Annotated in this window: 32 protein-coding genes and 1 tRNA gene; 17 read left to right on the plus strand and 16 right to left on the minus strand. The window is 39.3% G+C overall.

Annotated elements, in window-relative coordinates; genetic code table 11:
- Window positions 1-92: 92 nt before the first annotated feature.
- On the minus strand, window positions 93-653 hold the full coding sequence (locus METTI_RS04530) for an aldolase (RefSeq protein ID WP_023844643.1): 561 nt from the start codon (window positions 651-653) through the stop codon (window positions 93-95).
- A gap of 98 nt (window positions 654-751) precedes the next feature.
- Here METTI_RS04530 and METTI_RS04535 point away from each other — a divergent pair.
- Window positions 752-825: transfer RNA gene (locus METTI_RS04535), tRNA-Thr, on the plus strand.
- A gap of 94 nt (window positions 826-919) precedes the next feature.
- Here METTI_RS04535 and METTI_RS04540 read toward each other — a convergent pair.
- The 3 genes from METTI_RS04540 to METTI_RS04550 are packed head-to-tail and all read right to left on the minus strand — an operon-like array spanning window position 920 to window position 3,672.
- On the minus strand, window positions 920-2,224 hold the full coding sequence (locus tag METTI_RS04540; RefSeq protein WP_023844644.1) for a type II restriction enzyme: 1,305 nt from the start codon (window positions 2,222-2,224) through the stop codon (window positions 920-922).
- A gap of 6 nt (window positions 2,225-2,230) precedes the next feature.
- Window positions 2,231-3,160 (minus strand): DNA adenine methylase, encoded by a 930-nt coding sequence (locus METTI_RS04545; protein ID WP_023844645.1) that lies wholly within the window; start codon window positions 3,158-3,160, stop codon window positions 2,231-2,233.
- The gene (locus METTI_RS04550; protein WP_023844646.1) at window positions 3,157-3,672 is read right to left on the minus strand and encodes a hypothetical protein; all 516 of its coding nucleotides are present in this window, start codon (window positions 3,670-3,672) and stop codon (window positions 3,157-3,159) included. Before METTI_RS04550 ends, METTI_RS04545 begins: the two co-directional genes overlap by 4 nt.
- Before the next feature lie 184 nt (window positions 3,673-3,856).
- Between METTI_RS04550 and METTI_RS04555 the strand changes: the two genes are divergently transcribed.
- On the plus strand, window positions 3,857-4,039 hold the full coding sequence (locus METTI_RS04555; RefSeq protein WP_023844647.1) for a hypothetical protein: 183 nt from the start codon (window positions 3,857-3,859) through the stop codon (window positions 4,037-4,039).
- 12 nt (window positions 4,040-4,051) lie between these two features.
- Here the strand turns inward: METTI_RS04555 and METTI_RS04560 are convergent, their stop codons facing one another.
- Window positions 4,052-4,831, minus strand: a complete 780-nt coding sequence (locus METTI_RS04560) for a DNA-3-methyladenine glycosylase I (protein ID WP_048135152.1) — start codon at window positions 4,829-4,831, stop codon at window positions 4,052-4,054.
- 164 nt (window positions 4,832-4,995) lie between these two features.
- Between METTI_RS04560 and METTI_RS04565 the strand changes: the two genes are divergently transcribed.
- The 5 genes from METTI_RS04565 (at window position 4,996) to METTI_RS04585 (ending at window position 7,707) form a co-directional block, all read left to right on the plus strand.
- On the plus strand, window positions 4,996-5,418 hold the full coding sequence (locus METTI_RS04565; RefSeq protein ID WP_023844649.1) for a hypothetical protein: 423 nt from the start codon (window positions 4,996-4,998) through the stop codon (window positions 5,416-5,418).
- 16 nt (window positions 5,419-5,434) lie between these two features.
- Entirely contained in the window at window positions 5,435-6,661 is a 1,227-nt protein-coding gene (locus METTI_RS04570; RefSeq protein ID WP_023844650.1) for a hypothetical protein, read from the plus strand.
- 42 nt (window positions 6,662-6,703) lie between these two features.
- Entirely contained in the window at window positions 6,704-7,045 is a 342-nt protein-coding gene (locus tag METTI_RS15515; protein WP_023844651.1) for a DUF3795 domain-containing protein, read from the plus strand.
- 122 nt (window positions 7,046-7,167) lie between these two features.
- The gene (locus tag METTI_RS16255; RefSeq protein WP_342665117.1) at window positions 7,168-7,338 is read left to right on the plus strand and encodes a nucleotidyltransferase family protein; all 171 of its coding nucleotides are present in this window, start codon (window positions 7,168-7,170) and stop codon (window positions 7,336-7,338) included.
- 165 nt (window positions 7,339-7,503) lie between these two features.
- Window positions 7,504-7,707: a YwbE family protein gene (locus tag METTI_RS04585; protein ID WP_023844652.1), complete on the plus strand. Its 204-nt coding sequence runs from the start codon at window positions 7,504-7,506 to the stop codon at window positions 7,705-7,707.
- A 26-nt stretch (window positions 7,708-7,733) separates the two neighbouring features.
- Here the strand turns inward: METTI_RS04585 and METTI_RS04590 are convergent, their stop codons facing one another.
- From METTI_RS04590 to METTI_RS04600, 3 genes are all read right to left on the minus strand, one after another.
- Complete coding sequence (locus METTI_RS04590; RefSeq protein WP_023844653.1) at window positions 7,734-7,931, minus strand: hypothetical protein; 198 nt, start codon at window positions 7,929-7,931, stop codon at window positions 7,734-7,736.
- Window positions 7,932-8,074: 143 nt separating this feature from the next.
- Window positions 8,075-8,272, minus strand: a complete 198-nt coding sequence (locus tag METTI_RS04595) for a CxxC-x17-CxxC domain-containing protein (RefSeq protein ID WP_023844654.1) — start codon at window positions 8,270-8,272, stop codon at window positions 8,075-8,077.
- A 277-nt stretch (window positions 8,273-8,549) separates the two neighbouring features.
- Window positions 8,550-9,434 carry a hypothetical protein gene (locus tag METTI_RS04600; RefSeq protein ID WP_156916246.1) on the minus strand — a complete coding sequence of 295 codons (885 nt, stop codon included), beginning with the start codon at window positions 9,432-9,434 and terminating at the stop codon, window positions 8,550-8,552.
- Between the two features lie 97 nt (window positions 9,435-9,531).
- On the opposite strand from METTI_RS04600, the gene ygiD reads away from it, so the two are divergent.
- Complete coding sequence (gene ygiD / locus METTI_RS04605; protein WP_023844656.1) at window positions 9,532-10,344, plus strand: 4,5-DOPA-extradiol-dioxygenase; 813 nt, start codon at window positions 9,532-9,534, stop codon at window positions 10,342-10,344.
- A gap of 47 nt (window positions 10,345-10,391) precedes the next feature.
- On the opposite strand, the gene METTI_RS04610 is transcribed toward ygiD, so the two are convergent.
- On the minus strand, window positions 10,392-10,859 hold the full coding sequence (locus METTI_RS04610; RefSeq protein WP_023844657.1) for a hypothetical protein: 468 nt from the start codon (window positions 10,857-10,859) through the stop codon (window positions 10,392-10,394).
- Between the two features lie 238 nt (window positions 10,860-11,097).
- Between METTI_RS04610 and METTI_RS04615 the strand changes: the two genes are divergently transcribed.
- From METTI_RS04615 to METTI_RS04640, 6 genes are all read left to right on the plus strand, one after another.
- Window positions 11,098-11,925, plus strand: a complete 828-nt coding sequence (locus METTI_RS04615; RefSeq protein ID WP_023844658.1) for an ABC transporter ATP-binding protein — start codon at window positions 11,098-11,100, stop codon at window positions 11,923-11,925.
- Between the two features lie 166 nt (window positions 11,926-12,091).
- The gene (locus METTI_RS04620; RefSeq protein ID WP_023844659.1) at window positions 12,092-12,571 is read left to right on the plus strand and encodes a hypothetical protein; all 480 of its coding nucleotides are present in this window, start codon (window positions 12,092-12,094) and stop codon (window positions 12,569-12,571) included.
- Between the two features lie 162 nt (window positions 12,572-12,733).
- Window positions 12,734-13,993 carry a UbiD family decarboxylase gene (locus METTI_RS04625; protein ID WP_023844660.1) on the plus strand — a complete coding sequence of 420 codons (1,260 nt, stop codon included), beginning with the start codon at window positions 12,734-12,736 and terminating at the stop codon, window positions 13,991-13,993.
- A 26-nt stretch (window positions 13,994-14,019) separates the two neighbouring features.
- The gene (locus tag METTI_RS04630; protein ID WP_023844661.1) at window positions 14,020-15,204 is read left to right on the plus strand and encodes an aconitase X; all 1,185 of its coding nucleotides are present in this window, start codon (window positions 14,020-14,022) and stop codon (window positions 15,202-15,204) included.
- Window positions 15,194-15,598, plus strand: a complete 405-nt coding sequence (locus tag METTI_RS04635; RefSeq protein WP_394296224.1) for a DUF126 domain-containing protein — start codon at window positions 15,194-15,196, stop codon at window positions 15,596-15,598. The genes METTI_RS04630 and METTI_RS04635 overlap by 11 nt, the downstream gene beginning before the upstream one ends.
- Before the next feature lie 20 nt (window positions 15,599-15,618).
- Window positions 15,619-16,725: a TIGR04013 family B12-binding domain/radical SAM domain-containing protein gene (locus METTI_RS04640; protein ID WP_023844663.1), complete on the plus strand. Its 1,107-nt coding sequence runs from the start codon at window positions 15,619-15,621 to the stop codon at window positions 16,723-16,725.
- 39 nt (window positions 16,726-16,764) lie between these two features.
- On the opposite strand, the gene METTI_RS16070 is transcribed toward METTI_RS04640, so the two are convergent.
- Both METTI_RS16070 and METTI_RS16075 read right to left on the minus strand, forming a co-directional pair.
- Complete coding sequence (locus METTI_RS16070) at window positions 16,765-17,385, minus strand: YkgJ family cysteine cluster protein (RefSeq protein WP_342665135.1); 621 nt, start codon at window positions 17,383-17,385, stop codon at window positions 16,765-16,767.
- Window positions 17,382-17,648 carry a hypothetical protein gene (locus tag METTI_RS16075; RefSeq protein WP_245596084.1) on the minus strand — a complete coding sequence of 89 codons (267 nt, stop codon included), beginning with the start codon at window positions 17,646-17,648 and terminating at the stop codon, window positions 17,382-17,384. The genes METTI_RS16070 and METTI_RS16075 overlap by 4 nt, the downstream gene beginning before the upstream one ends.
- A 95-nt stretch (window positions 17,649-17,743) precedes the next feature.
- Here METTI_RS16075 and METTI_RS15940 point away from each other — a divergent pair, with 95 nt between their 5' ends.
- From METTI_RS15940 to METTI_RS04655, 3 genes are all read left to right on the plus strand, one after another.
- Window positions 17,744-17,917: a DUF5350 domain-containing protein gene (locus METTI_RS15940; RefSeq protein WP_023844664.1), complete on the plus strand. Its 174-nt coding sequence runs from the start codon at window positions 17,744-17,746 to the stop codon at window positions 17,915-17,917.
- Window positions 17,918-18,112: 195 nt separating this feature from the next.
- Window positions 18,113-19,768, plus strand: a complete 1,656-nt coding sequence (gene thsA, locus METTI_RS04650; protein WP_023844665.1) for a thermosome subunit alpha — start codon at window positions 18,113-18,115, stop codon at window positions 19,766-19,768.
- Window positions 19,769-20,124: 356 nt separating this feature from the next.
- Window positions 20,125-20,595, plus strand: coding sequence for a hypothetical protein (locus METTI_RS04655; RefSeq protein ID WP_156916247.1), 471 nt, complete (start codon window positions 20,125-20,127; stop codon window positions 20,593-20,595).
- 6 nt (window positions 20,596-20,601) lie between these two features.
- Here the strand turns inward: METTI_RS04655 and METTI_RS04660 are convergent, their stop codons facing one another.
- From METTI_RS04660 to METTI_RS15045, 5 genes are all read right to left on the minus strand, one after another.
- The gene (locus METTI_RS04660) at window positions 20,602-21,714 is read right to left on the minus strand and encodes an ORC1-type DNA replication protein (protein WP_023844667.1); all 1,113 of its coding nucleotides are present in this window, start codon (window positions 21,712-21,714) and stop codon (window positions 20,602-20,604) included.
- Between the two features lie 150 nt (window positions 21,715-21,864).
- On the minus strand, window positions 21,865-22,815 hold the full coding sequence (locus tag METTI_RS04665) for an IS5 family transposase (protein ID WP_023844668.1): 951 nt from the start codon (window positions 22,813-22,815) through the stop codon (window positions 21,865-21,867).
- Window positions 22,816-22,969: 154 nt separating this feature from the next.
- Window positions 22,970-24,148 (minus strand): cysteine desulfurase, encoded by a 1,179-nt coding sequence (locus METTI_RS04670; RefSeq protein WP_023844669.1) that lies wholly within the window; start codon window positions 24,146-24,148, stop codon window positions 22,970-22,972.
- A 40-nt stretch (window positions 24,149-24,188) separates the two neighbouring features.
- Complete coding sequence (locus METTI_RS15695) at window positions 24,189-24,329, minus strand: hypothetical protein (RefSeq protein WP_023844670.1); 141 nt, start codon at window positions 24,327-24,329, stop codon at window positions 24,189-24,191.
- A gap of 169 nt (window positions 24,330-24,498) precedes the next feature.
- A complete protein-coding gene (locus METTI_RS15045; RefSeq protein ID WP_023844671.1) occupies window positions 24,499-25,065 on the minus strand; it encodes a cytochrome P460 family protein in 567 nt (188 codons plus the stop codon).
- Between the last annotated feature and the right edge of the window lie 3 nt (window positions 25,066-25,068).

Raw genomic sequence — 25,068 nt, forward strand, 5'->3', positions numbered from 1 at the left:
CCAAATGAGTATTTTTATGATTTAACGTTTTCCTGAAATTATAATATTTTAGTATAATTCCAGGCGAGCTATAAGCAAAGTCAGACAAAATTTCATGCTCTTGTGTTTTTTGCAAGGTCGTACCAGTATTTTATTTTGCATGAGTGTTCAACCTGCGTGGTAAGTACATAGGCTTCATCCAGTACTTTTCCTATGGCAAAGGTGCCGTGACTGTAAATAATTGCAGTTTTATTGTGCGCAAGGGATGAGGCAAGGTTTTCTGCAAGCTCATCGGAACCGATTCCGCCTTTAACTATTGGAACTTCTCCCAGGAAGTATTGGCCTTCGCTGTCAGCGGGCGTGATGTTGTCACCTTCCTCCAGCAGGGAGAGTGTCACTGCAAAAGGGCAATGTGCATGAACAATTGCAAGAGCAGGAGTTTTGCTGTAAATAGCACGGTGAACTACGGCTTCGGATGAGGCAATCATATCGAGTGGAGATGAACTGTCAATGCGCACCTCTACTACGTTGTCTTCTGTAATCTCATCCAGTGCGCAACCACTGCGTGTTATGAGCATCCGGTTTCCAATCCGTACACTGATGTTTCCAAAGTGTGATTCTACCAGCCCGTTTGCCACAAGTTTTTTTCCAATCCTCGAAATTTCATGCCACATGAGTATATCTCCGGTAGTCCGCTACCATAAAATTTATCTGCTATTATGATATGTAAGGGAATGCTTTCCATAAAAAGATGTGGAATGCGCATCATGTTGCCTCAGTGGCTCAGCCCGGCAGAGCGAGTGATTTGTAATCACTAGGTCGCGTGTTCAAATCACGCCTGAGGCTCCTGATTCTTATTTTATTACAGCCATTATTATGAATAACTTGTAAAGATGTTTTGAAAACACTAAAATGTATTGAACTCTTTTAACCATTCAAACTATTCAAAAGATATGTTTTTGAGCATCCATTTAAACCAGCTTATTACAGTTGATGCTCTTCTATCAGGAGTTGTGCCCGTTAAAGGCGTATGTTTCCTTATTACTGATGAAACAAAGGTTTTGTTCAAAACGTCTTCATCAAAATCATCCTGATACAGTTGCATGAAGATCTCATTGAAAGTGGCTTTCTTCAGTAACTGCCTCAAAAGAAGATCATTTCTTTCACTCCTTGAACTGGCATTAAGCAGTTTGTTTCCAAATTCAGTCAGATGGAATCTGCCGGCTGAACTTTCTGATCTTTCGATTAAACCAAGATAAATAGCAGCGTTGCCATAATAATCGGCCTGCCTTTCATGAAAATCAAAATACAATGAAATCGATTCTTTCGTATTGTAACCATTTTCAATATTAGCAACTACATCAATGACTTTATCCAGATCATCAGCCTGCGGATAAGGTACAAGAACAGGTTCGTCTTCAATTCTCACAGACTTAAGCAGACTGTCGATCCTGACATCCAGAGTTGGCGTGTCATTTACCACAAAACATCTTTTTCTAACTATTGTCGTTTCACCGAATTTTTCACCAAACTTGAATTCAGTCAGGTAGAAAAGTCCGTTTGTGTACAAAAAGAAGATAGGAATTATTTCTTTATCTGATTTAGTTATCCAGTCCCTGTATGGGTAGTAAAGTTGTCTGATATGGAAATCATCACGTTTTCCAACTTTTACCTCAATAAGATAGATTTTATCAAAACTTTCATAGCCCGAATCCACCTCAATCTGAACTCCAGATACATTTACCTGATGATCCTGTTCCGGAAGGATGAAGTCAAAATCAGCAGACCTGTATCTGCCCCTTATTGTAAGAAACAGATCCTGTTCTCCTGTGAAGTTCTTCAGAAGCGATATCACATACGCATAATCTATTGCCTGTGATTCGCTGAATTCTTTTGATTGTGAAAAGCTATCAAATTTGGAAATATCAATTTGTGTCTGGTATTCCTCAACCGGTAAATCATCAAGTAGTGACTGGAATTTGTAATAACTATATGGTTTTCTATCCCGAAAAATAATGTACTTGCCATTGATTACAGGAAAAATTACGCATTTGTTTCTTTTGAATATTTGAGGGCGGGATTCCATAGTATCATGTTTTGCCATCAACCGGGGTTCCCTTCCACCGATACTTTTCATATCAACTGCAGTTACGTATGCACATCCGTTTTCATCTAACTGCTTTTCAATTTCAAAGTGGTCGAACACTTTTTGCCATGCAGCGTCATTCAATGAAACAGAAACCATAAAGCCTCAATATTTGTAATTGGTAATTATCAACTCACTAATAGAACCACGCTTTTGAGCATTGCAATTGATCATCCTTGTTGCAGGAACCCTTTCAATGTTGAAGTTCGGATGTAGTTTCTGTGAATATAGCTCATCAAAGAAATTATCATCCGGATTCTCATTTCGCGGATCTGAATTGCTGAGCATGAGTTTTGCACCTTTTTCATCCAGATTTTTGTACAATACTGCCAGACGAATCTGGTCTTCATCGTTAAATGAGTCTTTTGAATAAGAAGTAAAATTGGATGTTTTGCTCAATGGTCTGTAAGGCGGATCAAAATAGACAAAAGTACTGCTTTCAACTACTTTTTTGCAGTTCTCAAAATCACCAAGATGGATGACCACATTTTGCAATGCCTCAGAAACTGATAACAGGTTCTCAGAATCTGCAATTTTTGGATTTTTATATCTTCCGAAAGGAACGTTGAAGCCACCTTTGGAATTTACCCTGAATAGTCCATTGTAGCATGTTCTATTCAAAAAGATTATCAGAGATGCTCTTTCAATCCAGTTATCACTGTAATTTTCAAAATCAATTTCAGGTCTTTTGTTGTTGAATTTTTCCCTGATTGCGTAAAAAAATTCCTTCCTTTTTTCATCATCTAGTTGCAGGTAATCCTGCTGCATCTGTTGCAGCAGAGAAATCAGCTCATTGGGATTTGTCTGCACAACCCTGTATGCAAGTACTAATTCTTCATTTGCGTCAAAAATATGACATTCATCAAAACTGAATTTTCCAATGACATGGAATAATACTGCCCCGCCGCCGACAAATGGTTCTACATATTTTTTAATGGTTCCTGAATGTAATTCCGGCGGGAAACGCTTTTCAAATTCAGGGAGCAACTGCTTTTTTCCACCGGCCCATTTTAAAAAAGGTTTTGCGTTATTCATGATATCGTTAATACCTGGATTCCATCTACTTCTTTCTGCATTACTTCTTTTGGTACCAGTCTGCCAATTGTATGATAAGCTATAATTCCATTGATGCGAGTGCTGGTTGCAATCTCCTTAAATCGATCCATGTTAGTTATAAACCATTCTCTTGAAGCAGGCATCGGTAAAATATGTAACTCTTTAATATTGAAAAAATAATAATATACATAATTAGCTTCGGTATACATGAAACAACCAGGAGTATCTTTTTTGTTGTTGCTTATTGTCTCAAGAAAATAGTTTCCTGTCTTTTCCTGATAATCGGCTTTAACCTCGATTAGTGTTTCATGATAGCCTGAATCGTCCTCCCTGAGCCAGATTAGATCGACATCCTGTGACCTGTATTTATCCTCATCTTCCACATTAATGACACGCATTGTTTCAGGTAATTGATTCAAATATTCCTCTATATCTGCAGTTCCTGCCTTGCCCCTTGAATCAGTATCAACCATTTCGTATTCGCGCACCATATGAAGAAAATTAAGTTATTCACATTTACATATTACTATTTTTGAGTGTATACCACTAGAAAAACCATGATTCCAACTTTTAGAGAATAAACACATAAGTAAAGTGAGACATTTAAAGAAGAACAGCGTTTTTCAGAAAAATGAAACACAAAAGAAATAAGATTTAAAATGAAGGTGCTTGTCATTGGATGTTAAAGAGATTATTCTGGTAATTGTAGTTATTTTGGCTGCTTTTGCCCTGACAAAAGCAATTCTTAATTTCATGGGAGCTTTTTTCCATCTGGCATTCAGCTTTGTGTATCTTCTTGTTGTGTTTGTAGTTATTGTTTTAGGGATTATGGCTGTGGTGAAGTTGTTGTTCGATTAAAATATCATCACGTTATCTACTGTAATTGCAAAAATCTCTGATTCCGCATATATTGCATTTTGGATTTTTACCTAGACATATTCCGCCGTCTTTCAAACCAAAATAATCATCATTTCCCATTTGGCCATAAGTCACTAAAATAATATCAATATATCTTATAGGATGACCAGTTTCCTGACTGAACTTCCTTCCATGAATAACGGTTTTCAATAATTGATTTTCACTCTCAATCAAACCTATTCTTTTGAAAATCCTTGTAATTACCCGATCAGGTTTCAAAACAGGAAGTCCAATATCAGTCATGAAATGGTATGATGTTATATCACCCAAAAACGAAAAAGTATACTGCAATTCCTCTTTGAACAACATCAAATTCTCAAAAGACTGTTCAGTTTTGAAAGTATCTATGTACTTTTTGAAAGAATCATGTTTTTCAACTATATTCCTGAATATTTTTGCGTTTTTGATACATGCTGAAATTTTCTTTTCATTCCGTATCATCTGCTCGTCCTGCATTATCTTAATAATCATAGATTCATCGTATTCTGCAACAGATTGAAAATCTGAAAAATAAGATTTAATAGCAGGCATTTTCTTATCAACTGTTTCAGCCTTGAAACCTGAATAAAATATAACTTCGACTAACCTTTCATAATATTGAGAATCTTTTAAATCTTGGTTCTCATATGTTTTGTAATAACCAAAATTATTCTTGAAATCTTCTTCTGATAGAGAACAATAATCTTGTAAGCTAGATTCAACTTTGAAAAATATATCTTTGTAATCAATCACAAAATACCCCAAAAAAGCTATTTAATTAAAATTTAAAAAGCTTGTCTTTTGTGATTTCATAAAAAATAATTCCAGCATCGTACATCAATTCTGCAGAAAAGCACTATATACTACTGACCATATAATTTCATATAGCTCATTATCTAGTGCTGGGAGGGAAGAAAATGAGTGATATCATTAATTTTCGTCTGGATATGACAAAAGAAGATATGGAATTAGAGCAGGAAGTTTCCAGAGATACAAGCGAATTCAATGTCGAAACTATCAAGCCTATTAGAAGTATTCCGGAACAACCACTGGAAGAAGCACGTTTTGTAGAACCTATAACCGCATTTGTTGGTGCAACTGTCCTTTACCTTGCAAAACGCATGATAGACCATTGGTTTAAAGAAAAGGAACAGGGAGTGATGATGGACCTGAGAGAAGTCCCTCCGCTCGTATCACGCATTGCTGGCATACCAATGGGTTTTCTTGTAATCATCGATAAAAACGGACAGGCCACAACTCACAAAGTTGAATACGATAAAGGCGACGATGAGGCATTGAAATCCATGATGGCCATACTAAATATGGCATTTAACCAATAAGGAGGATTTAAGCTCAATGAGCAATAGTTTTGAATTCCTTAGTGGAACCATCAACATTTCAGCACCTTTACCGGATAGTTTGCAGGAAAAAGGATTAGACTCGTTCTATGAAGACCCAAATAATACGCAGTGGGGAGATGTCCTCTGCCGTGTGCTATATCATGAATCCATCCATTTCTGGCAATTTCTTTCCTCTGGTTACATTGCCAACTTAATCAGCGAGGAATGGAAAAGATTGAACCATTTTGAACAAATGAACGAGATAATTCCTAAAAGCGATTTTTTAAAAAACTTTAACCAACGCCCGGAAGATAAAACTTTTTCACCTTATGAACTCACTGAATGCTGGGCACGGTACTGGGATGTACATACCCGCAGTCCTGCCAGAATAATAAAGGAAGAAGGAATTGAAATTGACGAATCTGAAAACCAGAATAATAAACTGTATGGCAATTATTCATGGATAGAATATGACACAATAATGCAAAAGGGTGAAGATTCTCACCTCTATGCTCAGCCCTACAGATGGCTTCTGGAAAAAGCTTCCGGCAATAGTTATCTTATCGCATTGTTATTTCCTATAATAACCCATGCTTCTTTTGGTAGTCCTGATCCAGTTGGTGTTTTCACCGGTTGTTTTGAACGTGCGGCACAAGAAGAGATATTAAAAGAAATAATGGAACATCGTTCAGGCAATATTAATTTTGACTGGATAAATAGCTGGACATTTGCCTGGAATGAGATCGTTTTACCAACACTTGAAGAGAAAAAACTACCTATTTTTACAAGTGGTTTTGATGTGATACAGCGGGGTGCATTGGAAACTCACCCGATATATCGTGAATATCCGGAAAAAGCACAAATATTATTGAAATTCGTGAGACTGGCAAATGTACTTGATGTACCGGGCGAAGATCAGTTCCCTGATTACTCAATGGAGAATATGGAAAATCATGCAATCACAGAAATGGCTGCTAATAATCCATGGGTTATTTTTGCTCTGCCAGGTCAACCACACTATCGGAATTTGTTAGGTCACTATTTAGCACCCCCAAATGTAAACTTCAGGAATTTCACATATTCAAGCAGTCGAATTAGTAACATGTGGGAATCCGAATACAGAACAAATGAATCAGCTGAAACTTTTGAATCAGCATCCATTAAGTTAACAGAAAAAATCAGACGCTTTAGGGCAGCAGAAAAAGCTCATTCACTGGGACTGCCACTAGATGCATTTGAATAATATACTGCAAACCATGAATTAAAAACCAGAGCAACATGAAACATGTCAATCAAAGAAATCGGCTGTTGCGGTGCATACTGCAAAACCTGCAAACCATTTAACACCGGAAACTGCAAAGGATGCAAACCTGGCTATGACACCGGTGAAAGAGATCTCAGCAAGGCCAGATGTAAAATAAAAGTCTGCTGCATCGAGAAAGGTTGTGATAGCTGTGCCGATTGTCCTGAAATTAAAAACTGTTCTGTACTTAGTGAGTTCTATGGAAAAAACGGGTATAAATATGGAAAATATCGACAGGCAACTGAGTTTATCCGGCAAAAGGGATATGATGAGTTTTTGAAGATTGCTGATAACTGGACCAATGCTTATGGTAAATATAAATAAACCCTGAATACCGGTTGATATTAAATTGCTATAGTTTAGCCCACTTTTCAAATATATTCGATAGCAATTAATACCATTAAATACAAACTGTCAATCACTTATGAACTCTGAATCCAAAGTAAATGTCGCTGATATATATACAGCAGCTTCATGAAATGAAGCCGGAACTTGAAAAAAGGTTTAAGGTCAGCTCTCTTGCAGTTTTTAGTCTTCATGTAAGAGGAGAGCAAAAAGACAGCAGCGACCTTGACATACTTGTGGAATTCAGTGAGACACCCACCCGGATTGCTTGAATTTATTGAGCTTGAAAATTACCTTTCTACTACTTTAGGAATAAAAGTAGACCTTGTACTCAAAACGGCCCTGAAACCAAACATTGGGAAAAACATATTGAGTGAGGCAGTGCCAGTATAATCATCGACAAACAATCTTATATAATCTCAAACTCTCCTGCAATCATGAATCCAGGAAGCACACGAAGTAATATTAAAATTGGCCTTTCTGTTGGAATAGTCCTCAAGCAAGACCAAAGAAATGGCAAGATAACCAGAGGTGTTGTCAAAAGGATACTGACAAAATCTTCAACACATCCACACGGAATAAAGGTTCAACTGGAAGACGGAAGTGTTGGAAGAGTAAAAGAGATTCACTCTAATGAATAACTTAATCCTGATTTTGTCTTAGAGTTTTATTCCTGACCATCATTCTTAGTATAGCATGCAAACATCTTATTGCAGCTTGTACATCTTGAACTGGATTTATATGCTGCTCCAAAATCATCCGGTTTACCGGAAGTGATTGAAACACATACAATGTTTTGTCCTAGTGGTACGCCTGCAAGAATCTGAGAACCACAAACTGGACATAATACATTTTCTAATTTCATAACTACATTCCTCTCTAGCTTAGCTTACGGAAACTGATCGTATAAAAAACAAGGATCAAAAAAAGTTGTGTTGACAGATACTATCGTATCAAATCAATGATAACATTGTATCTGTCTGAAATAGACTGAAATTATACTAATAATTAGTATCTTTTAGGTCTGTGGTTCTGGAAACATTCCCTGCAATATACAGGTCTCTCACCGGATGGCTTGAAAGGAACTTCGGTCTCCTGTTTGCAGTCAGAGCAGATTGCCTTGTGCATTTCTCTTGGACCGTCGTTTGATCTAAAGCCGCCACCGCCGCCGCCTCTACTGTTTCCGCCTCTGTTATTGTATCCCATTTTATATTTCTCCTGAATTTTTACATAGTTCGCACAGCAGAACCGATACTGAGAATTATTGTATGAACAGTTAATACCTGTTAAAACCAAATCGCTCATTCCGATACGGCTACTTCTTACTGTCAGCAATTGTTAAAAGAAGCACGCAAAAATAGAGTAACCCTTTATACATCGTTGAGCAATCGAACTATTACGTAGTACCGCACCATGGTATAAATAACCGATGCTACCAATTTAGAACGTTTACTCACAAATATACCTGACACCAAAAAATATGTCACCAGATTTCAAGCAAATTCATAATCCCATGACAATTACAGGTTGTTGCAATAAAGAAAACACGACCTCCAATTGGACATGAATCCCTGTTTTCAGAAACTGACTTTAAATGTTCCATTAAAGAGAGCATATATTCTTTGAAATCTACTCCTTTGATTCCACCGATTCCCGGTTTCATCTGGCAGCTCTCAAAAACCCAACCTTTGTGAGATGGAAGCAATTTCCGGGCATAAGACGTGATTGTTTCGGGTTTTTCTCTTTTGAAATTGTAGCAATATTCAGCAGGTCCCATGCAATTATCAGGACAAATTTCTCCTGTCTTTGCATATGAGAGCATGATTGCTCCATCCTTCAGGGAACTGAACACAACAATATTTTCAGGCAAAAGTGAGAGAATGTCGTTGAAATATTCTGTCGTTTTCTCATTGTGTTCATTGTTTTCACTATTTACATCAATCTGAACAGCTGAAATGAGATTTTCTGAAGAAATTGAACTCATCATGTCAATTGCCATATTTAAAACCGCATGTGTTGGAACAGCAGGAATTATGAATTCCGGAATCCCGGCTTCAAGAATCTCAGGAACTTTTCTCACATCCATGCAGTGGAAGTAAATCTTTCCTGAATTTGATTTTGACTTGTGGAACTCCTTTATCAGACTGAAAAGCTCTTCACGGTCAACAGTTACTGAACTGTTGGTAGCATTAGCAGAATCATCGACATCAATTATCACAACAAAAGGGAAAGACTTCTCCTTAGCATATCTGGCAAAATCACTTCCTATTTTCCCACCACCCAGTACAAGGTAATAACCTTCTATTACAGGAAGTGAACTGAAATCTGCAATCATTTTATTCATTGATGAAAGGAGTTCAGGAGTCACAATAAGAGTAGGAAAGGACAGTATATAAGTGAAGCTATTTGCAATGATTGTAAAGAAAAGGTTAATACAATCCAGACATTGTTCACATAGGGTTACTATGAGTGGAAATACATCAACCAACAAAATGCCTGTACTTTTCATTGGACATGGTTCTCCAATGAACATCGTCCTTGACAATAGCTACACCCAGAGCCTTATGAAACTCGGGAAAGAACTTCCAAGGCCAAAGGCCATCATGGTGATATCGGCTCACTGGATGACCGATGGGACATATGTAACCTGCAATGAGAAGCCAAAAACAATCTATGATTTTTATGGTTTTCCACGCAGATTATATGAGGTGGATTATCCCAGTCCGGGAGCACCGAATGAAGCTGAACTTGCATGCAAAACCGTAAGAAAAGCAACCGTTGAGTGCAGCAATCAGTGGGGACTGGACCATGCTTCCTGGGCTGTTCTCAAACATATGTATCCTGAAGCCGATATTCCGGTATTTGAAATGAGTATTGACTACTCATTCAACGAATGGCATCCTAAAATGATGCAATATCACTATGACCTTGCATCGGAACTCAAAGAACTTCGAAATCATGGTGTGCTTATAATTGGCAGCGGTAATATCGTTCATAATCTGGGCCTTATTGATTTCCAGAATGTAGATGCTAAGCCTTATGACTGGGCAGTTGAACTTGATGAGAAAGTAAAAGAGAATCTTCTGTCTGGCAACCACAAGGATCTCATTGAATATCTGAACATGGGTGAAGTCGCGAAACTTGGAATTCCAACTCTGGACCATTATCTACCGATGATCTATGCAATTGCATTACAGGAAGAAGACGAGACTCTTGAGTTTACACATGAAGGATTCCAGCACGCATCTGTTTCAATGAGAGGGTTTAAGATAGGATAAAAAGTTCAGCCATAAATGGCTGAAATAACAAAAAATAGTAGACCTGATCACTTTACCCTATCACCATATATCTTTTTGAAATGGTCCTTCGGGTCAAAATCGGTCTTGAACTTCAGTTTACCTGAATTGGACTGGATGTTGACCTCCCATATAATCTGAACCTGGTCATCATCTGAACTGCTCTTTTTCTTTACTTTTATTGACTTTATACTGGCATTAGGTATTGCAAAATTTGCTTCGTTCTCTGCCAGTGCTGCCTGTGCACTCATTCCAGCATACCTTTCAGCATATCTGAAAGAACCTTTTATTTGTGCACCCCACTGACCTAAGAATCCTTTTCCTTCGGCCTTTGCCTGATCACGTGATTCTTTCACGACCTGTTTCATTACATCATTTGTAACTTTAGCAAATATTGTCGTATCCGGCGTTGCAACAAGCGTGAACGCATCGTAGGACAGACCTAACATCTTGCTTTTTCTCATATTCGGAACTATTCCGATGATTTCGTCATCCATAAGAAACCTCCTAGCCATCTATTGAATTGAAACCACTTTTGTACCATATAATTACAACCATAGATGATAAATAGAAATTATTATGCAATAAATATATAAAGATTGTCTTTTCAACATCCTTTGAAATTACAAAGCAAAAGCAATCTAAAATGCACATTAATTGTGTCTGCAAAAGAATTATTATGCTTGGACAAATAAACGGATTCCACCAAGCAGAAAGGAAACATGTGACCAGCAGATGACAGAGCAACAAAAAACCACAGAGAAAAGTAGCGAAACTATACCTGAATCTCTTGTTGAGATGAAAAATATAGTTGTCAGAAAAAATGACAGACTTATCCTTGATTCCTTATGTTTCAACATTAAGAAAGGTGAAAATATCGCACTCATCGGACCGAATGGTTCCGGCAAGTCATCTATCATTAAAACTATTATCGGAGACTATCGCCCAATTGCAGATACTAAAGGCATGGTTTTCAGGATAATGGAAAAGGACAGATGGGTAATCTCTGACCTGAAAAATCTCATGGGAATTGTATCAGGAGACCTTCAACTTGACTATACAAGAGACATTTCAGTGGTTGAAGTAGTCCTTTCAGGTTTTTTCAGCAGCATTGGCATCTATCCTAACATGAAAATTGAACCTTACATGCTGAAAAGAACAGCAGACATCATTGATTTCCTTGAGATAAGACACCTTGCCAGCAAGAGCATGTCCCACCTTTCAACCGGTGAAGCAAGGAGAGTTCTCATCGGAAGGGCACTTGTCCACGACCCTATGATACTTGTTCTGGATGAACCAACAAACAGCCTTGACCTGAAAAGCAAGCATGTGTTCAGGGAAACTGTGAGCAAGGTTGCAGCTGCTGGAAAGAGCATAATCCTTGTAACCCACGACCTTGAGGATATTGTTCCTGAAATAAACCGTGCGGTTCTCCTGAAGGACGGCAGGATATTTGCAGACGGAGATATTGAGGATATTCTTACTGCTGAGAAACTGACGGAGTTATTCGGAATTCCGGTTGAGGTTGGTAAGGATAAGGGATATTATCATGCATGGTGCTGAAAAAGCACTGGTATTCACTTTTTTAATGTATATTTGAATAGCATAAACATGAAGAGTCTGCAACTAATTTTTTTATCATAATTCTTTGCTTAAACAAAATTACTTTTCCCCATTATAAAGGAAAAATCAAAATATTTAAAGTTGATAAAAAACATTGTATAGATAGATGTGTGATGGTCAGTTCCATGCTAAAATACTACAAGTTAAATCACATAGAGATGAGTTTGATAAACTCTTTGAACAGGAGATACTTGTAGAATCACAAAAAGGAGAGATTTTTTGGATTTTTGATGTTTGCCTTCTTTGTAACAAAAAAATGGAAGGTAAAGCATCTAAACTTGAATTTGATGTATGGTCCATTCCTGCACACAAAAACCTTTCTAAGCTCCATACAGCTGTGAAGAAAATAGTATCACCTCAAGAACTTTGTGTACATAATGTTCCTAATTATTCTGCAGTATTTTATGGAGAAATTATCGGAAAAGATAAAAATAAATGGAACAAACAGTTTTCAGTAGATGTTGGTTCGGGTGTCATAAAAACCTTGGTCGATGATGTTGAGTACAATGAGTATTCTGTTGGAGATTACATCAAAATTGTAGGGAACATTGTACAATTGTCATCAATCAATGGCAAAGTAATCTGACAATGTATTCATTATTTCCAGCACTGCCAAATAAAAGAAAATCTTCCAACAACAAACCTACACAATTCTCTTTTAGTATATGCATTCAAATATAATTGGCTCATATTCTAGCCCAAAAATGAGATTACACTAATATATTACAACTTTTACACGGATGATACCATGAGGGAATTTATCGACCAGCTCAGGAAGAACGGGAAACTCGTAGAGGTAACAGAGCCTGTTTCAAAGGTGTTCGAAGCACCGCGTATTGCAAAGAAAACACCCGGACCGGTGCTATTCCATGACATTGATGGCAACAAAGCCATCATGAACGTACTCGGTTCAAGGGACGAACTTGCAACAATGTTCGGTGTGGACAAAGACAAAATCATCAAGAGACTCTCAGAAGTATCACCTGATGGTGAGGTTGTTATTGTAAAAGAATCACCAACCATGGAAGTTATCGAGGACGATGTTGACCTCACAAAACTCCCGATAATGACACACTTCGAGAAGGATGCAGGACCATACCTTACAGCAGGAGTTGTTGTAACAGAATACGATGGCGTCATGAATGCAGCTATCCACAGGCTCCTTGTAGTCGATAAAACAAGACTTGCAGCACGTCTTGTAGCTCCAAGACACAGCTACGTCATGCACAAGAAAGCATCCGATAAAGGAGAAAAACTCCCAATTGCAATCGTACTTGGTGCAGACCCTACTGTTACCTTCGCATCAACCACACGTGTGCCTGCCGGAAAAGAATTCAACTACGCTGCAGCACTTCGTGGCAGACCTGTAGAACTTTTCGAATGCTCAAACGGAATCAAAGTCCCTCATGCAGAAATAGTGCTTGAAGGTTACATCGACCCTGAGGAAAGAGTCGATGAAGGACCATTTGTGGACATCACAGGAACCTACGACCTTGTGAGACAGGAGCCGGTCATACACATAACAAGAATACTGCACCGCAAAGACCCAATCTACCACGGAATCCTCCCGGCAGGTCCTGAACACCTGCTCATGATGGGAGTTCCATACGAACCAAGGATATTCAACGCTGTCAGCGAAGTCACAACCGTCAAGAATGTAGTACTCACAGAAGGCGGATGCTGTTACTTGCATGCTGTTGTACAGATTGAGAAACAGACAGAAGGTGACGGAAAGAATGCCATTATGGCAGCCTTTGCAGCTCACACAAGCCTGAAGCATGTAGTTGTGGTTGATGACGATATCGACATCTTTGACCTGCATGATGTTGAATTTGCCATTGCCACCAGGGTGAAGGGTGACATGGACGTTATGATAATACCAAATGTGAGAGGAAGTTCACTTGACCCGCGTGGTGCACCTGACGGAACCACGACTAAAATGGGAATTGATGCAACCAAAGTTCTGAAAGAAGCACAGAACTTCGAACGTGCAAAGATGCCAGAGTGAGACTTGAACACAAACGGTGAAAAAGAATGTATCTTACACCTGAAGAAGAAAAAACACTTAACGGCGAATACGGAGAGAGTCTCCAGAAAGCCATCGAGATTCTTGTCGCACTTGGAGATATTTACGGTGCTGACAAACTGATTCCTGTAAAGAGCGCACAGATAGCCGGAGTATCTTATAAGACAATTGGCGATGCCGGTCTTGAGTGGATATCCGACCTTGAAGGAAAAGTGAAGATTCCCTCAATTCTTAACCCTGCCGGCATGGATATCGTCCGCTGGGATGAAATGGGTATTGATCCTGTTTTTGCAAAGAAGCAGCAGGAAATAATCGAAGCTTACGCAAAACTGGGAATCCAGACAAAGTGCACTTGTACTCCCTATTACCTTGAAGGATTCAACGTCACACTTGACGACCATATCGCATGGAGTGAATCATCTGCTGTATCTTATGCTAATTCTGTTATCGGTGCAAGGACAAACCGTGAAGGCGGTCCTTCAGCACTCTCAGCAGCACTTGTGGGCAAGACTGCAAACTACGGCTATCACCTTGATGAGATGAGGGAACCTGTGGTTGCTGTGGAAGTAGACTGTGAACTTTCAGGCTCTGACCTTGGTGCTCTCGGTTACGTTGTAGGTAAGACTGTCGGAAGCAGAGTCCCAATATTCTACATGAAGAACGAGCCTTCTAAGAACGAAATGAAAGCACTCGGAGCAGCACTTGCAGCATCCGGTGCGGTGGCACTCTATCATATAGAAGGCGTTACACCAGAAGCTACCAGAAAGACATTTACAAGACCTGATGAAGTCATCCCTGTTGAAAGAACACAGATTGACGAGGTCTATGAAACAAATAAGGACATACTGTCAAGTGAAATTATTACCATTGGATGTCCACACTGTTCTGTTGAGGAACTGGAAGAAATAGCAGGACTTGTCGAAGGGAAGAAACTCCAAAAGGAAATGTGGGTCTGCACTGCAAGAGAAGTTGCTGAAAGGCATCCAGACCTTGTGCAGAAAATTGAGAAAAGCGGTGCAAAGGTTGTATGTGACACATGCATGGTGGTATCACCGGCTACAAACAAGTATGCATCCATAACCGTGAACTCAGGAAAGGCTCTTGCCTATGTTCCAAGTATGTGCAAGGTAGCTGCAAAATATGCGAGTATTGAGGACTGCATAAATGAGGCAGGTGTTGTCGATGAAAATTAAGTGCAGGACAATTTCCAGAGGCGTTGCGGAAGGTGAAGTGCTTCTTACAAACGATGCCATCTCATTCCTGGGAAATGTTGACCCTGAAACCGGAGAGATAGTTGAAGCCCAGCACGAACTTTACGGACAATCAATTGCCGGAAAGGTACTTGTTTTCCCTCATGGAAAAGGTTCCACTGTTGGTTCTTATGTCATCTACCAGCTTTTCAAGAATGGCGTTGCTCCTGCTGCAATGATAAACCTTGAATCCGAGCCAATCGTAGCTGTTGGAGCAATAATATCTGAAGTACCTCTTGTTGACAGGCTTGAGAAAGATCCCTATGAAGTTTTGAAGAATGGTGACAGGGTTATTGTCAACAGTACAGAAGCTTTTGTTGAGCTAAAAAAAGAATAACTGAGATAAAGAGACAAATTATGGATGTCTGCTTTCGCTGGAATAAGAAGAACACATACAGTCTTGCTGCACTGGCTCCACTTGTACCGGATGCTTTGAAGGTCAAAAAGCCTCACGATGGAGTGATGATATACAGCTTTGCCACCAGGCAGAAAGATTCCATTTTCAGTGAAGTTAAAAAAGCAGACACCGAATCTATTTTTATTGCAGGTGGGCCACATCCTTCAGGTGCACCAGAAGAGACACTTGAGTATTTTGATTGTGTGGTGATTGGTGAAGGAGAGGAGACTTTACCTGAACTTGTTGATGCAATCAAATCAGGAAGGGACATTTCCACTGTAAAAGGAATTGCCTACAAGGATGATTCGGGAAAAATCATCATCACTGATAGAAGGGAACCTGTTGACCTTGATAAGTATCCATGTTTTGACCCGGACATCGTGATGTCACCTCTTGAGATAAGTAGAGGGTGTCCATTCAGGTGTAGATACTGCCAGACACCACGTCTTTTCGGGAACAAAATGAGACATCGCAGTATTGACAACATTGTGAAATATGCAAGATATTACCGGGATCTGAGATTTACGTCTTCAAATTCAATGGCATATGGCAGTGATGGAATTCATCCACGTTTTGATAAGGTGGAAAAACTGCTATCAGCACTGAAGGATACCGGTGCCAGAGATATTTTCTTCGGGACTTTTCCGTCAGAAGTCAGACCGGAATTCGTTACCAATGACTCACTGGAACTAATTACAAAGTATTGCACAAACTCAAAAGTGAGTCTTGGGGCTCAGTCAGGAAGTGATCGAATCCTTAGGGAAATTCTCAGAGGGCATACCGTCGATGATGTTGTCCAGAGTCTGGAACTCTGTTTTGATCATGGAATTACCCCCATAGTAGATTTCATGGTAGGTTTTCCTGATGAAACAGAAGAAGAGCAGGACATGAGTCTGGAACTTATTCAGTGGATTTGCAAAAAGGGAGGAAATGTGCATTCACATTACCTGACTCCACTTCCTGGAACTCCTTATGTTGATGTGAAAACATCGCCTGTAAGTAAGCGTTACAAAAAAGTTATGGGAAAGCTGGCACTTACAGGTCAGGCAACCGGTACATGGGAATAAGTTTTAATTCTGGATTTGATTTCAGTTTCAACTCTGGTTTTATTCCTGGCCTTTGAATTTATGCTCTACAAATTCACCGTTATAATAGACAAATACTGCAATTTCTCCGCCTTTATTGAACTTCCGCATTTCCCTGTCATACACACCCTGAACATGTTTCAGTTTGTTCTTGCTGAAATGTTCTTCTGCTTTTTTAAAGAACTCAGTAAGTTGCAAAAGGTAACTGGTTTCGTATGATTTTATCTGGTCTGCAATTTCACTTGCTTCTTCATCACTAATCTCAGTATGATAGCAACCGTGCTGGTTAAGGCCGCTTATCTGTCTCCAGTCTACATTGCCGTTCTCATCCGGTTCGCGATGAAGCATGTAAGGATAAAGACTGCAAATTGTGGGGCGCTGTGAATAGATCTTGCATCGCTTTTCTTCATTTAAGAAAATACATGAACCGTCTTCTTTTGCTTTTAGAGCATAGCCGGATACATAGAAACGACCTTGTTGATCACATAGTTCAAAATATGGTGCAGGTTCCACGCAATCAGTATCCATCTGTTTCATTCTGATAGCATCTTCATTCAGAAGATAAACATGATCATTAAATGCCCTTGTACAGCAACGTGCACAGAAATTTTTAACCCGCGTAGACTTATTTTGCTTTTCTATACATTAAATGCCCTTGTACAGCAACGTGCACAGAAATCGCATTCAAAACCAACTTCCTGTATAATAGATATGAGCTCTTCATTGGGATAATCTTGTACACCCTGAAGCTCGTATTTTACTGCTTCCAGCTGTTTCTCAATTGCCGGGATTATTTTATCAACTCCTGCTTGTATGAATGCATAATCTCTGCTGTGTACAAGTAATTTTGCTCTCATATTCCCGTAAGCTTTAATACTAAGCATTACGTCTAGAAGTAAACTCAACGACTAGAACTATATATCTAGGTTAAACATAAAATAACTTTAAATTAACATTAATTTACAAATACTTATAAATAACAATTCAAGAGGATTTTATCATGGGTAAAACAGGCAGCATTGAATGGTCAAAAGTAAAGGGACGAAAAGGAAGAACAATCAAGGTACCAAAGTGCAGGGAAGGAAAAGCTCATCCAGGACCAGCACAGAGATACACTTCATCCGGTGCTAAGAGAAGATTCCTTAGCAGATCCCCTAAGTCAATTGTAAGGTGAGGAATCCTCACTTTCACCAATCTTTTTTTCTTTATTTTTCTTTAATTTTACATCTTTTTTCCAATTGTGACTAGCTTATTCTTTCTTCGTGAAGAACTCAGCCAATCCGATACGTTTATATAGAACTACAAACATTAAAAAACGACTTGAGAATAAATGTCATTCTAATTTCATAACATAGGAGGATAGACAATTATGGCAGGACAGATGGCTGGACAGCCAATTTTCATATTAAGAGAAGGAAGCCAGAGAACCAGAGGCAGAGAAGCACAGAGCAACAACATCATGGCTGCTAAAGCAGTCGCTGAAGCTGTTAGAACAACACTTGGACCAAAAGGTATGGACAAGATGCTTGTAGACAGTCTCGGAGATGTAGTAATTACAAACGATGGTGCAACCATTCTTAAAGAGATGGACATTGAGCACCCTGCAGCAAAAATGATAGTTGAAGTTTCCAAGACCCAGGACGATGAAGTTGGAGATGGAACTACAACAGCTGCTGTAATTGCCGGCGAACTCCTCAAGAAGGCAGAAGAACTTATCGAGCAGGATGTACACCCAACAATCATTGCATCCGGTTACAGAATGGCTTCAGAGAAGGCAAGTGAAATAATTAAGACACTCGCAAAATCAGTCACCAGAGAAAACAGGGATATACTCCTTAACATTTCCGGAACAGCAATGACTGGAAAGGGTGCAGAAGCAACAAAGGAAGTCCTTGCAAACGTCACAGTTGATGCAATCATAAGCATTATTGATGAAGATGGCAAGGTCGACATGGAAAACATAAAGGTTGAGAAGAAGGTCGGTGCACGTATTGAAGAGACCGAGCTCATTAAAGGCATGATCATCGACAAAGAACGTGTACACACCAACATGCCAAAGAAGGTAGAGAACGCAAAGATCGCTCTTATCAACACAGCAATCGAACTTAAAGACACAGAAGTAGATGCTGAAATCTCAATCACATCACCTGAGATGCTCCAGTCTTTCCTTGACCAGGAAGAAAAGATGATCAAGGACCTCGTTGACAAGGTAACCAGCAGTGGTGCAAACGTCGTATTCTGCCAGAAAGGAATCGATGACATGGCACAGCACTACCTTGCAAAGGCAGGCGTATTCGCAATCAGGCGTGTAAAGAAGAGTGACATGCAGAAACTCGCAAGAGCAACCGGTGCAAAACTCATCACAAACGTAGACGAAATCACCGATGCTGACATGGGTAAGGCAGACCTTGTAGAAGAGAAGAAGATTGGCGGCGACCCAATGACCTTCGTAACAGGCTGCGACAATCCAAAGGCAGTTTCAATCCTCCTCCGTGGCGGAACAGAGCACGTAATCGACAACATCGAGAGAGCACTCAACGACTCCCTCAGAGTAGTTGGCGTAGCAATCGAAGACGAGAAGCTCGTAGCTGGCGGCGGATCACCTGAAGTAGAGGTTGCACTCAGACTCCAGGAATACGCAGCAACACTCAGCGGAAGAGAGCAGCTTGCAGTCAAGGCATTTGCAGAGGCACTTGAAGTAATTCCAAGAACCCTTGCAGAGAACGCAGGTCTTGACCCAATAGACATGCTCATGGAGCTCCGTGCACACCACGAGAAGGGCGTAAAGACAGCAGGTCTCAACGTCTACGAAGGACAGGTAATCGACATGTGGGAAGCTGGAGTCGTAGAGCCACTCAGAGTAAAGACCCAGGCAATCAACGCAGCAGCAGAATCCGCAGTCATGATCCTCAGGATCGACGACATCATTGCATCCAAGCAGGGACCAGCAGGACCTTCAGCAGAAGACATGGTTCCAGGTATGCCACCTGGAGGAATGCCAGGTATGCCAGGCATGGATATGTAAGTATCCTGAAAACAAAGAATTAAACAACTTATTTGCGCAGGTTCGTTTGAATTCTGCGCAAAACAGCTTTTTTAACTGCACTTTTCTGGCATTATCAATATTGTTTTTAAGTGGTGACTTTGGCATAGGTATTTTTATTTATTGGTTTTAACTCACTATGAAAAAACATGAAATTTGAACTATTAGGAAATTCTAAATCGTTCCAATTGATGATTTGCGTAACAGATTGATAGAAACATTTTGCTAATTTCAAATAAAACAGTTTGAACATCAATAAATTATTCTTAAGCAGGAGTATGGCAAAGAAGAGACTAAATTCACTAGAAAAAGCGGAGCTGATTTCTCTGGTGAAGGATATGATGGAACTGTCTGATGATAATGAACTCTTTGTCAGATCAGTACTTATGGATAGCGAGGATATCGAAGTTGAGAAGTATAAGAGAAAAATATCCCGTGCACTGAGTTTCAATAAAAGAAGAACTAAATTGTGGGATTTTAAAGAAACAAATCGCATTCTCCGATATCTTGCAAAGGCCACCAATGATGCAATGATTCTTGCGGATGTTTATATACATACAGTGATTGAAGGGAAGAAAATTATCGAAGAATTTGGAGATATAGAAGAACGAGATTATCTTTCAATGGAAGGTTTCTATGAAGATGCTATAAAATGGGTTATCGTTGCGGAAAAGCAGGGGCATGACATTTCCCACCTAAAAGAGGAATTGTATCAGGTCAGGCTGGATGCCCGGCATATTGGATGGGGATACGGTGACGAACTATCTGAAATCTGGCGGGAATATTTTGGAGACAACGATATAGAATAGACAAAATTACTCAAGACATTTGAGTATATCTTTTGAATCATAAGCAGGTGCTACATATCTGGTTCTGCCACGCATACCTTTACCTGAGAAGTCTGCATCAATTAACCTTGAAATGTGCATTTTTTCAATAATCTCATAAAAACGAGTATAACCAAGTCCGGTTACCTCATGGAATAACTTATAAAGCTCACCGGTTGGTAGACTGCTGTCTTTTGCAATTAAACCGAGCAATGTCTTTTCATGATCGGAAAGAGATTTGATATTGCGGCACAGGTGCAGGAGTCTTGAAGCTTCATAGGCCTTGTCAACATCTTCAACAGATACGTTCTTACTTGCCCTTCTTTCTGCATTAAGACCTGAACGTTTCAAAAGGTCAATACCAATTCTTAAATCCCCTGTCCTGTCCACATAAGTTACAACCATATCCAGTGCTTCATCAGAAACAACATCCTTGAAAAAGGCATGTTTAACACGACTGGAGATGATATCTGCAATTTCAGATATTTCGTATCTTGGAAATGCAATTTCTTCCGGCAGGAATACTGAACCTACACGGGGATCAAAACTGTAGGGAATACCAACATCACTGATGATCGCAATAACCGATATTCTTGCTCCGGGATACTGTTCATGTGCTCTTAAAAGTGAATACATTACTTCATCTGCGTGCCCTTCGGGAAAAAGGTAGTTGATATCATCAAGCGCCACAACAAGCGTCTTGTTTGAATCAAGCAGATACTTTATCACTTTCTCAAAAAGTCTGCGGAACGATATTCCGGATGAAGGCGGTGTGATGTGAACCAGTTGTTCATAAATTCTGGAAACAACAGCAAATCTGGTAGAGTCAATCTGACAATTAACTTTTACAAAAGCTACATCATCGGTATACTCTTTTACCTCGTTGAAAACTTTCATTACAGCAGTGGTTTTCCCGGTTCCGGGAGGACCTTTTACAAGACAATTTACCGGGCGCATTCCCCGCAGGGCGGGTTTAAGACTAAAACGAAGCGCCTGCATCTGGGAATCCCTGTGTACAAAATGCTCCGGCAGGTAATCAAATTCAAGAACCTCACCGTTGCTGAAAATTGTTTCATCCCACAAAAGAATGTCTTTGCTCAATTGAACTCCCCTCTTGCCAGATAATTAGCTCTCATTGATGATAACCATTGTTAGTTGCCCGTTATTAGTTACGATTCTTAGCTGTCATTTTTCATAATAAGATAATCTTATGTGTTTTTAGAATACCAGTTTGCAAGACTAATATAATTATTAGCGCATAATAACTTTTTGCTTTTGTTCTGCCAAAAATGAGATACAGCAAAGAATCGGCTTTGTAGAAATCCTCATTTTGACAACAATTATAACCTTGACATACCTGTCAAGGTTATGTACAAGCAGCTTGAATTTGACTTCTTTTAGTTGATTCCAATACCTTTTTGCCCTAATTTCTTCACCATATTTCCTTTTCAGGACTGAGAACATCGTTTCAACCAGATTTCTGTTATGATACAATTCTCTGTCAAATTCCCGTACCATTTTTCTGCGGTACAATCCTTTGATTCTCTTCCTTTTTCTTTGTCTCAAAGGAATCATAGCTATGGATTCAAGTTGTTCTCTTGTTAGTGAATGTATGTCTTCTGAATCGTATCCTTTGTCCATTACATAATACTTGGATTTACGATTCTTATGACATTGCTTTAGCAATGTCATTGCATGCTTCGCATCATGAACAGGTTTACCTGAAATCTTGAAACCTGTAATTATGAACTTTTCCGTATCAACAGAGATACTTGTTTTCAGGAAAGATCTTCGTTTCTTTCCTGTTCTCCAAGAGTAATAGTAACTACAATGACCACTAGTAAACCCACTTGAATCAATAGCAGTAATCTCTATCTGTTCCCCATATGAATAAAACAGTTTTAATGTTTGTTGCAGTAGTCCATTGAAGTAGATCGATCTTAATCTTGTAATGAATTTATGGAGTGTAGTAAAGTGTGGAACTTGTTTAAGTCCAATTCTTGCTTTAACTTTATCCATTAATTCTACAACTTCTACTATGTCCCTATAATCTTCATCAAGATATTCTTTCAACAAAACCAATGTCAGTAGTTGGTGTTGAGTATATTTCCTTTTAGAATATTTACAACTATAAATCTGAAGGTGTGAGTTTCCTGATACAGCTAGCGCTGTATCAACAAACTTTAAATACTTATTAGACAAAACACAATCATCCCCTATGTGTTTTCTGTTGCAAGTAATACTTAGGGGACTAATTCTTTTTAAATTATGATGCTGAAATAAAATTCAAAGAAGGTTTTCTACAGAGCCAAAGAATCAGCAATATTAAAACACGTTTTAATTGTATTATATTACCTCATACAAGTGCAGTGATATCTGAAACCGTCTTCACAAGAGATTCAAGTTCATCTTCTGTATTATACAATCCAAATGATGCTCTCACAGTACCATTGACACCAAGATTATCAACTCCGGGCATTGCGCAATGGTAACCGCTTCTGACACATATTCCTTTAGTCTGGTCAAGTATCATTGCAACATCGTGTGCATTCATACCAGTGACATTAAATGGTACTACACCTGCACGCTTTTTTGGACCATAGACCTCAACACCTGCGATATCTTCAAGACGTGAAGCCGCTTCTCTTGCAAGTTCAAATTCATGTTTTTGTATTGAATCAACACCTAATTCTGCAACATATTCCACTGAACGTCCAAGACCAATGACACCGGGAATATTGGGAGTGCCTGCTTCAAACTTTGCAGGACTTGGCTCCATCTTAAAAGATTCCCTTGTCACAGAACTTACCATCCCACCGCCAAGGAACAATGATTCAATCTCATCCGGCTCTTTGATATAAAGAACACCTGTTCCCTGCGGCCCAAGCAAACCCTTATGTCCCGGACATACAAAAAAATCAGGATCAACAGATTTCATATCAATAGACATATTACCTGCGGACTGTGAGCCATCAACAAGTATTTTCACTCCTGCCTGTCTTGCAATACTGGATATCGTTTCAATGTCCTGTACAGAACCAAATACATTAGATACATGATTTACAGCTATAAGCCGGGTGTTGTCTTTAATAGCATTGCGAATTTCTTCAGGATTTACAACACCTGCGACATCAACATCAACAACCGTTACTTCAACGCCTATATCCCTCAGGCGCATCCACGGAAGCAGGTTGGAATGGTGTTCTACAAGGGTTACGATTACATGATCACCTTTTTTCCATGGAAAGCCCCGTGAAACAATGTTGATGCTTTCTGTAGCATTCTTTGTAAAAATGGTTTTTTCAGCATCAATGTTAAAGAAGGATGCCACAGATTCCCTTGCATCTTCATAGTGATTGGTAGTTTCCCTTGCAAGCCTGTGGGCACCACGGCCATGGTTTGCTGCATATTTGAAAAAATAGTCCTGCATTGCATAAACAGCCTGAACCGGAGTCTGGGTGGTGGCTGCGTTGTCAAGATAGATAACTTCTTTCAATACTGGAAAATCTTCTCTCACGCTAAGAACATCATACATAGCAAGCACTATGCAGAGAAAATAAAAATAGTTTTGCAGGCTATTTTGCCTGCACACCGCCTACCATGAAGCGATAAAGCTCCATTTCCTCAGCAGTGAGTTTGTCTTTTGATATTCCGTCCACAACTGCATGGCAGTCTCTGGAAGTATCAGTCTTTCTGTATTTTTTCGTGTCTCTCATATTTTGCCTCCTGTCTCTCATTTTATCTTATTAGCTGACATACTGAAAATTGCAACAAATATTATATCTTTGAAACAATATTAATTGTATGTCTGCGAGCTAAACATAATAAATATACCACACCCTATAAAAACATACCGATTAAAAAAGAAGAAAAGAAAAGAAAGAATTAAGCATTGAAGAATACATAATCAGCATCCTGCTCATCAGAATGGCAATTTATGCAGCCTGCAACCCTGCCTTCAGCATTAACATTCCCATCCGGAGAATAAGCTGCCCAAAACCAGTCATTGTTCTCAGGATCATAATCCTCAATCTTATACATCAAATAGATTCCAGTTAGTTCTTCATCCTCATTAAAACCCTCTTTCACAACCATTGTTTCATAAGGCAGCATCTCCCCACCAACTTCAGCAGCAGAAACTGCATTGTCAGAAACATAGACGGTTACGTATTCACCATGCACTCCTGTACCATCCTCCATTGCCCCGGTGCCTGGCCAGATACTCCATTCTTTGTAGTTGTCTGCATCAGTTATTTCCAAAAAAATAGCTTCTGTATCAGGTTCCGACATTTGATCCATTTCATCATCCATAGATTCGTCCATAGAATCATCTGCCATAGGTTCTTCTTCACTACTGGAAGGCACTGTGTCATCTCCGTTGTCAGAATCGGCACAACCGGATATGCTGATGGCACATACCAAAAGTAAAAGCATGAATGCTTTAATTTTCATATT

Origin of the sequence: Methanolobus tindarius DSM 2278, from assembly GCF_000504205.1 — an archaeon.
Taxonomy (GTDB): Archaea; Halobacteriota; Methanosarcinia; order Methanosarcinales; family Methanosarcinaceae; genus Methanolobus; species Methanolobus tindarius.

Coding starts and splice junctions, on each gene's coding strand:
- METTI_RS04530 (WP_023844643.1), bottom strand. CDS start 653: ATGTGGCATGAAATTTCGAGGATTGGAAAAAAACTTGTGGCAAACGGG.
- METTI_RS04540 (WP_023844644.1), bottom strand. CDS start 2,224: ATGGTTTCTGTTTCATTGAATGACGCTGCATGGCAAAAAGTGTTCGAC.
- METTI_RS04545 (WP_023844645.1), bottom strand. CDS start 3,160: ATGAATAACGCAAAACCTTTTTTAAAATGGGCCGGTGGAAAAAAGCAG.
- METTI_RS04550 (WP_023844646.1), bottom strand. CDS start 3,672: ATGGTGCGCGAATACGAAATGGTTGATACTGATTCAAGGGGCAAGGCA.
- METTI_RS04565 (WP_023844649.1), top strand. CDS start 4,996: ATGAGTGATATCATTAATTTTCGTCTGGATATGACAAAAGAAGATATG.
- METTI_RS04570 (WP_023844650.1), top strand. CDS start 5,435: ATGAGCAATAGTTTTGAATTCCTTAGTGGAACCATCAACATTTCAGCA.
- METTI_RS15515 (WP_023844651.1), top strand. CDS start 6,704: ATGTCAATCAAAGAAATCGGCTGTTGCGGTGCATACTGCAAAACCTGC.
- METTI_RS16255 (WP_342665117.1), top strand. CDS start 7,168: ATGTCGCTGATATATATACAGCAGCTTCATGAAATGAAGCCGGAACTT.
- METTI_RS04585 (WP_023844652.1), top strand. CDS start 7,504: ATGAATCCAGGAAGCACACGAAGTAATATTAAAATTGGCCTTTCTGTT.
- METTI_RS04590 (WP_023844653.1), bottom strand. CDS start 7,931: ATGAAATTAGAAAATGTATTATGTCCAGTTTGTGGTTCTCAGATTCTT.
- METTI_RS04595 (WP_023844654.1), bottom strand. CDS start 8,272: ATGGGATACAATAACAGAGGCGGAAACAGTAGAGGCGGCGGCGGTGGC.
- ygiD (WP_023844656.1), top strand. CDS start 9,532: ATGAGTGGAAATACATCAACCAACAAAATGCCTGTACTTTTCATTGGA.
- METTI_RS04610 (WP_023844657.1), bottom strand. CDS start 10,859: ATGGATGACGAAATCATCGGAATAGTTCCGAATATGAGAAAAAGCAAG.
- METTI_RS04615 (WP_023844658.1), top strand. CDS start 11,098: ATGACAGAGCAACAAAAAACCACAGAGAAAAGTAGCGAAACTATACCT.
- METTI_RS04620 (WP_023844659.1), top strand. CDS start 12,092: ATGTGTGATGGTCAGTTCCATGCTAAAATACTACAAGTTAAATCACAT.
- METTI_RS04625 (WP_023844660.1), top strand. CDS start 12,734: ATGAGGGAATTTATCGACCAGCTCAGGAAGAACGGGAAACTCGTAGAG.
- METTI_RS04630 (WP_023844661.1), top strand. CDS start 14,020: ATGTATCTTACACCTGAAGAAGAAAAAACACTTAACGGCGAATACGGA.
- METTI_RS04635 (WP_394296224.1), top strand. CDS start 15,194: ATGAAAATTAAGTGCAGGACAATTTCCAGAGGCGTTGCGGAAGGTGAA.
- METTI_RS04640 (WP_023844663.1), top strand. CDS start 15,619: ATGGATGTCTGCTTTCGCTGGAATAAGAAGAACACATACAGTCTTGCT.
- METTI_RS15940 (WP_023844664.1), top strand. CDS start 17,744: ATGGGTAAAACAGGCAGCATTGAATGGTCAAAAGTAAAGGGACGAAAA.
- thsA (WP_023844665.1), top strand. CDS start 18,113: ATGGCAGGACAGATGGCTGGACAGCCAATTTTCATATTAAGAGAAGGA.
- METTI_RS04655 (WP_156916247.1), top strand. CDS start 20,125: ATGATGGAACTGTCTGATGATAATGAACTCTTTGTCAGATCAGTACTT.
- METTI_RS04670 (WP_023844669.1), bottom strand. CDS start 24,148: ATGTATGATGTTCTTAGCGTGAGAGAAGATTTTCCAGTATTGAAAGAA.
- METTI_RS15695 (WP_023844670.1), bottom strand. CDS start 24,329: ATGAGAGACACGAAAAAATACAGAAAGACTGATACTTCCAGAGACTGC.
- METTI_RS15045 (WP_023844671.1), bottom strand. CDS start 25,065: ATGAAAATTAAAGCATTCATGCTTTTACTTTTGGTATGTGCCATCAGC.